4 protein-coding genes and 1 pseudogene are annotated in these 7,636 nt (G+C 32.6%); 1 reads left to right on the top strand and 4 read right to left on the bottom strand.

The window, feature by feature from the left end; translation table 11 throughout:
* Positions 1-2,525 (bottom strand): annotated as a pseudogene (locus tag Q0958_RS18705) (hypothetical protein); the annotation flags it as partial.
* Between the two features lie 28 nt (positions 2,526-2,553).
* A complete protein-coding gene (locus tag Q0958_RS18710; protein ID WP_299126057.1) occupies positions 2,554-3,024 on the bottom strand; it encodes a hypothetical protein in 471 nt (156 codons plus the stop codon).
* 380 nt (positions 3,025-3,404) lie between these two features.
* Here Q0958_RS18710 and mnmE point away from each other — a divergent pair, with 380 nt between their 5' ends.
* Positions 3,405-4,799 (top strand): tRNA uridine-5-carboxymethylaminomethyl(34) synthesis GTPase MnmE, encoded by a 1,395-nt coding sequence (gene mnmE, locus Q0958_RS18715; RefSeq protein WP_299126060.1) that lies wholly within the window; start codon positions 3,405-3,407, stop codon positions 4,797-4,799.
* A 76-nt stretch (positions 4,800-4,875) separates the two neighbouring features.
* On the opposite strand, the gene Q0958_RS18720 is transcribed toward mnmE, so the two are convergent.
* Positions 4,876-5,823 (bottom strand): type IX secretion system membrane protein PorP/SprF, encoded by a 948-nt coding sequence (locus Q0958_RS18720; protein ID WP_299126062.1) that lies wholly within the window; start codon positions 5,821-5,823, stop codon positions 4,876-4,878.
* A gap of 10 nt (positions 5,824-5,833) precedes the next feature.
* Positions 5,834-7,636, bottom strand: a 1,803-nt coding sequence (locus Q0958_RS18725; protein ID WP_299126065.1) for a gliding motility-associated C-terminal domain-containing protein, incomplete at its 5' end; no start/stop codon positions are given.

A 7,636-nucleotide genomic window follows, 5' to 3' on the forward strand; every position in this document is an offset into this window, starting at 1 on the left:
TCTCCTTCACAACTTCCTGCTGCTACTGAATCACTAAAGGTAGCCTCTAAACTTGTATCACAGTTATCTGACTCATCGGTTACATCTCCTGTTACTCCTACACTTGCATCATAGGTACAATCGGCTGCAGCATAAATCGTTGTGTTTGCTGGTACTGTAAAGTCTGGTGCGGTATTATCTTCTACCGTGATGGTTTGTACTTTACTAGTGGTATTTCCACAATCGTCGGTTAAGCTCCATGTTCTTGTGATTACTTGTTCTCCTTCACAACTTCCTGCTGCTACTGAATCACTAAAGGTTGTCTCTAAACTTGTATCACAGTTATCTGACTCATCTGTTACATCGCCTGTTACTCCTACACTGGCATCATATGTACAATCAGCTGCAGCATAAATCGTTGTGTTTGCTGGTACAGTAAAGTCTGGTGCCGTGTTATCTTCTACGGTGATGGTTTGTACTTTACTAGTGGTATTTCCACAATCATCGGTTAAGCTCCATGTTCTTGTAATTACTTGTTCTCCCTCACAGCTTCCTGCTGCTACTGAATCACTAAAAGTTGCTTCTAAACTTGTATCACAGTTATCTGACTCATCGGTTACATCTCCTGTTACTCCTACACTTGCATCATAGGTACAATCGGCTGCGGCATATATGGTTGTGTTTGCTGGAACTGTAAAGTCTGGTGCCGTGTTATCTTCTACGGTAATTGTTTGTGTAAATGTTCCACTTACTCTTCCACAAGCATCAGTAAACGTCCAAGTATTTGTATATGTTCCATTTGTGCTACAATTAACTGAAGGAACAAAACTACCCGAAGTTTTTACTGTTGCTAAATTACAACTTAACTCAGGTATTAGTTGCTGCGCTGCTTGTAATGCTGCTGAATCTTCACATGAAACAGTTCTATCTAAAAAGTTTGCTGCAGTTGTCCAACTAGCCTCACTTGGCTGATTAATATTTATAGTGTTTGGTTGTTCATCTCCAATACCACAACTATCTACTGAATTAGAACTTACAGTTGTCTGTGAATTCATATTTTCTTCACCAATATAATTTGCAGTCATTTGCATTTGGAACTTATCTGAGCAAGTATTTTCTAAAAAGTAACATTGTCCTTTTACTACTACCTGATAATTTAGAGTATATGCTGAATCTCCCACATCTGTTATTCCATTTACAGCATTGAATGTTAACTTTCTCGTTCCACTATTATACGTATAAGTTACGCCAGATGGTAAGCCTGTTATAGGTTGTATTAACTCTACTTCTTGTGGTATATCTACTTCTATACTTAAATTTCTTACATGATCATTTCCATTGTTCTCAACATCTACAGAAAAGTTAACTGTATCATCTACATTTACAGAAGAACCTGTTGTTGGTGAACTTGTAAGAATTAATGGCGCTAAATCTGGTTTCCATACATCTACCGATAGTCCTATTAAAAATAAACCATAAGTTTCTTGATTAGATGTTAGTCTAATTGTTGCTGATGTTTGGTCATTATCAATAATTGAATTCCCTGAATTGTTTAAAGGGAATACATCTGCATCAAAACCTAATGTATTGGTACTTGCTGGATTTCTATTGGTAAAATCGGTTCCATCTTTTCCTATTCTACTATTAAAAAAGTTATTCGCATTACGCAGGCTATAAGATATGTCTACCCAGTTATTACTAACGTTTCTTATTTGTAGTTTATCACCTGATAAATCTCTATCTCCTTCTAATGCACCTATTACAATATCTGCATTTACATTACCTGATGGTACAGTTTGAAAACCACTAAATCCGATTTCAAACTCATTTACACTACTTGTTACATGTGCATAACCATCAAATAATGATATATTTTTCGCTGGCATTGTTGGACTTTCATATACAAATACTATTTGCCAACCTCCAGATGTACCTGTATTTCCTCCTCCATGTGATTCTAGCTCTCCTTCTTTTGCTCTAACATTAGCTATTTGGTATGTTCCGTATGGTGATGATAATCCTTTTACATCGTTTGTTATGTCTTTAAAACAGATATATGGGTCATTTACAAAATGTCCTATTTCATCTCTTCCTCTATAAAGAACCTGATCTGCTGTTATAGTTTGATATGTTGAACTTCCTGGAAGTTGTAATTTTACTTTGTTATAATCCCAATCTGGTTCATCATCTGGATCGTCTTCTTCTAAATCTGCTGCTGCCCAGTATAAATATGCTTTTTTAATACTTAAGCAACTGATTGATGGTTCTGGATTTACAAAGTTTGCATTACTTGAATTGAATGTCGTATTATCATTATCAATATCTACAAATACATTGTTTGTAAAATCGTGATTTCCATCACTTCCGTTATAGTTATTGCTTTCATGTCTAGATAAAACATTGTTAGCTATTAATGTTACGTTTCCATTTACTGCTTCTGAAAATCTAGGTTGAAAACTCTGCTTTACCTGAGCTTTCAATTCTTCTGAACCAAGTAAAAAGACCAGCCCAAAAAACAATAAAATTATGTGAGTAATTTTTTTCATAAGTAAACAGTTTTATAGCAAAAACTTATTAGTTATCGCTATTTGGGTTTGGTATATATGACTTTAAGGTAATTTTATCTAAGGCGGTTGCCCTTCTAAATGCATTTGGATTTGACACTTCAGATATTTCTAATTGCGTACAACTCCACTTACCAAGGTTTAAGTTATTTGGCTTGGTTATTTTTAAATAAAATGTTTTTATTTCATTTATATCTACTGTTATCTCATTACGAATTGAATTCATATTCTCATCATACAATGAGTAGTCAAATTCTGTAATTGCAGTATTCTTCTTTTTACAAAGAACATTGGTTAAGTTAACTTGATAAATAGCTTTATTTAAGCCTTTATTTTTTATTTGCAACTTATGTATATGTTCTTTTTCGTAGTCTGCTTTTTGGCTATATTCCTTTACAGATAACTCTACTAAATTTTGAGATATCCCTTGAAATATTGTTGTTATTAATAAGCATATTGTTAACGTAATTTTATAAACCATACATTCTTTTTTATGTTATAATATTGTATAACACACTAATTCTAACTATTTAGAAATAGGTATTAATTAGGGTAAAAAGAGGGTGTAAAAGGGTATACGTTTTGCACGTAAACAACGTATTACTGTTTTTGAGTAATAGTAAAATAAATTCTTAAAATATATAGGGAGGAAAAACTAACACTAGTTGGGATATAGTATTAATTTTTGAGAGGTTAACGTTTTCGTAAGTTTTTAAAAACGATTATACCAAATATAGGATATCTTTTTGTTAAAAAAAACGATATGTTAAAAAAAAGGGGTTTTCCCCCTCCTCTTTTTAAAGCTAAAAATTTCCTTTCAGATTTTATATTTTTTTGCTTCTTAATAGGTAATTTTGCATTATGATTCAAAACGATACTATTATTGCTATGGCTACGCCATCTGGGGTTGGAGCCATTGCCGTTATAAGACTTTCTGGTGAAAAATCTATTGAGATTGTAGATGCTTTTTTTCAATCTGTAAAAAAGAATAAATCTCTACTTTCTCAAAAATCTCATACCTTACATTTAGGTCATATTGTAAATAATGGAGTTATTCTTGACCAAGTTTTAGTATCTATTTTTAAGAATCCAAATTCTTATACCGGTGAAAATGTTGTTGAAATTTCATGTCACGGTTCTAGTTTTATTCAGCAAGAAATCATACAATTATTCTTAAAAAATGGTTGTAGAATGGCTGATAATGGTGAATTTACCATGCGTGCCTTTTTAAACGGTAAAATGGATTTGAGTCAGGCTGAAGCTGTTGCCGATGTAATTGCTTCTAATTCGGCTGCCAGTCATCAAATGGCTATTCAGCAAATGCGTGGTGGAATTACGAATGAACTAAAAGATTTACGTGCCAAATTATTAGATTTTGCTGCTTTAATTGAATTAGAACTTGATTTTTCTGGTGAAGATGTGGAGTTTGCTGACAGAACCAAATTTAAAGAATTGGTTTCTAAAATCACCTTTGTTTTAAAACGTCTTATTGATTCTTTTGCCTTTGGGAATGCTATGAAAAACGGAATTCCTGTTGCTATTATTGGTGAACCTAATGTAGGGAAATCTACCTTATTAAATTCTTTATTAAACGAAGAGAAAGCTATTGTTTCTGATATTGCAGGAACTACTCGTGATGCAATTGAAGATGAGATGATTATTGATGGTGTTGCGTTCCGTTTTATTGATACTGCTGGAATTAGAGAAACTGAAGATGTTGTTGAAAATATTGGTATTAAAAAAGCTTATGAAAAAGCTGAAAATGCTCAATTAATTATTTTCTTAATTGATTCTAATAAATACATACATTCTAGTGATTTATTCTTAGAAGAAATTGAAGCTATTAAAGAACGTTTTCCAAACAAGCGTTTGTTAGTTATTGCCAATAAAATTGATACACTTTCATGTCATGATTCTGCTGTTTTAGCATCTGAAATTGAAAATGTGATTTTACTTTCTGCTAAACAAAAAACTGGTATTAATGAACTAACTGCCGAACTAACTTCTTTAGTAAATACTGGTGCATTAAGCAATAACGAAACTATTGTTACCAACTCTCGTCACTTTGAAGCGCTTACTTTAGCTTTGGAAAGTATTGAATCGGTTAAAAATGGTATTGAATTAGATATTTCTTCTGATTTATTTGCTATTGATATTCGCGAGTGTCTTCGTCATTTAGGTAATATTACCGGTGAATATGATGTTGATAAAGATATCCTTGGACATATTTTTGGTAATTTCTGTATCGGGAAATAGATTTTCTTTCCTTTAAGTAATACATTTTTTCTTTTATAACTAAAAGTAAAAAATAAGAAAAAGGGAAACTCTAAAATTAGTTTCCTCCCCAATAAAATGGTGGTTCTTGCTTATTTCTATTATTCCTGTATCTATAACCATATTTTCCTTTACCTAAATCGAAAGTCAAACTAATTTCATGTGATCCGCTAAGGTATTGGTTTGTATTGGTTAAATAATTTTCATAAGTATATCCAATTTTGGTATTATCGTTTATACGCATTTGTAATAACCCAGCTATTGAGTTATTTAGCCTATATGAAATCCCTAATTCAATTTGCTTATTATATAATGCTCCCAATGATAAATCTGTAGACATAGGCTCTCCATTTGCATAGCGAACCAAAAATGATGGTTTTAACTCAATTTGATTACCTGCTTGAAATTTATAACCTGAAGAGGCATAAAATATAGGGCTTTCATTTGCTGAATTTACTGTACTTCCTTCTCTAGTGTAATACCTATTTCCTAATAAATTTAAAGTAGAAAAACTTGCATAAAATTTATCGGTATAAAAGAAAATCCCTGCTCCCATGTTAAATTTAAACTCATTAATATTACTACTAAACAATGCGTCATTCGTAATGCCTAAACTTTGTAAATCTACATTGATAAAACTTCCTCCTGTTTTTAGTCCGAAAGACAAGGTTGATTCGTCATTCAATCTAATAGCATAAGAAACATCTCCATATAAATGACTCTCATTTAAAACATAAACTTTATCATAAACTGCCGAAAATCCAACTCCTAAATTATTCCCTAGTCCTCCATGCAAGGTTAATGATCCAGTTTTTGGACTCCCTGGTTCGTTAATCCATTGACTTCTAACATTTGCTGTCAATGTAAAGAAATCATGCGTACCTGAATATGCCGGATTTATTAAATTGAAGTTATTATTATATTGTGAATAGAAAGGTTCATACTGCGAATATCCTTCTATTGTTATCATAACTATTAAAATACTTAATACTACTCTAAATTTCATTTTCCTTTATTTAATAATTAATGTAAACCCATCCTTTTACCACTTTCATTCCTTCATTAATTTCTAAGATGTAGAAATAAGGTCCTGTTGGTAGTTTCTTTGATTTATTCTCTACCACTCCATTCCAATCATTTTGATAATTTGTGGTATTGAATACACTAACTCCTCTACGGTTTAATATTTGTAATCTGTTATTTGGATATTTATGTAACCCTTCTATAATGAATATATCATTTACGTTATCTCCATTTGGTGAAAACCCTTTAGGTATGTTTAAATCTGATGTATCACATACATCTCCCACTCCATCTTTATCTATGTCTTCTTGTTCTGGGTTGTAAGTAGTAGGGCAATTATCTACATTATTTAAAACACCATCTCCATCCATATCTTCATCACATATATCTGCTATCAAGTCATTATCTATATCATTTGAAGTAAAAGTTATTTCTGCAGTAGCTGTACTTGTTAATCCATTAGAATCTGTAACTGTTAATATTACCTCATGAACAGTTAAAGTTGGACATTCAAATACTGTTTTGTTTAATTGCAAACTAGCAATTCCACATTCATCAAAAGAACCATCATTAATTTCTTCTGGAGTAATTGTTGCATTCCCATTTTCATCTAATTCAACAACAATATCTTTTGTTATTGCTATCGGCTCTGTTATATCTTCTACGGTTACCGTTGCTGTTTTTGTATTTACATTTCCGTTAACATCGGTTACCGTTAAGGTTACCTTATTGGCTCCTACATTGCTACAATCAAATGATGTTACATCTAAACTCATTGATTGAATTCCACAGTTATCGGTTGACCCATTATTGATTTGTGCTGGTGTAATACTTACATTTCCTGTAGTATCTAATTGAACCGTGATATCCTGTGTTACTACTATTGGATTTACTTTGTCTTCTACGGTTACGGTAGTTGTTTTTGCAGCTACATTTCCGTTAACATCCGTCACGGTTAAGGTTACCGTATTGGCTCCCACATTGCTACAATCAAATGAAGTTGTATCTAAACTCATTGATTGAATTCCACAGTTATCGGTTGACCCATTATTGATTTGTGCTGGTGTAATACTTACATTTCCTGTAGTATCTAATTGAACCGTGATATCCTGTGTTACTACTATTGGATTTACTTTGTCTTCTACGGTTACAGTAGCTGTTTTTCTATTAGTGTTTCCATTAACATCAGTTACCGTTAAGGTTACTGTATTGGCTCCCACATTGCTACAATCAAATGAAGTTGTATCTAAACTCATCGATTGGATTCCACAGTTATCCGCTGATCCATTATTGATTTGTGCTGGTGTAATACTTACATTCCCTGTAGCATCTAATTGAACCGCGATATCCTGTGTTACCACTGTTGGGTTCACTTTATCTTCTACGGTTATCGTTGCAGTTTTTGTATCTGAGTTTCCATTAACATCAGTTACTGTTAAGGTTACTGTATTAGCTCCTACATTGCTACAATCAAATGATGTTGTATCTAAACTCATTGATTGGATGCCACAATTATCTGTTGAACCATTGTTGATTTGTGCTGGTGTAATACTTACATTTCCTGTAGTATCTAATTGAACCGTGATATCCTGTGTTACAACTATTGGATTGATTTTATCTTCTACGGTTACCCTTGCTGTGTTTGTAGCTACATTTCCGTTGACATCTGTTACTGTTAAGGTCACTGTATTTGCTCCTACATTGGTACAATCAAACGAAGTTGTATCTAAACTCATTGATTGGATGCCACAGTTATCGGTTGAGCCATTGTTTATTTGTGCTGGTGTAATACTTAC

The sequence above is a fragment of the uncultured Tenacibaculum sp. genome (genome assembly GCF_947499065.1).
In the GTDB taxonomy this organism is placed as follows: Bacteria; Bacteroidota; Bacteroidia; order Flavobacteriales; family Flavobacteriaceae; genus Polaribacter.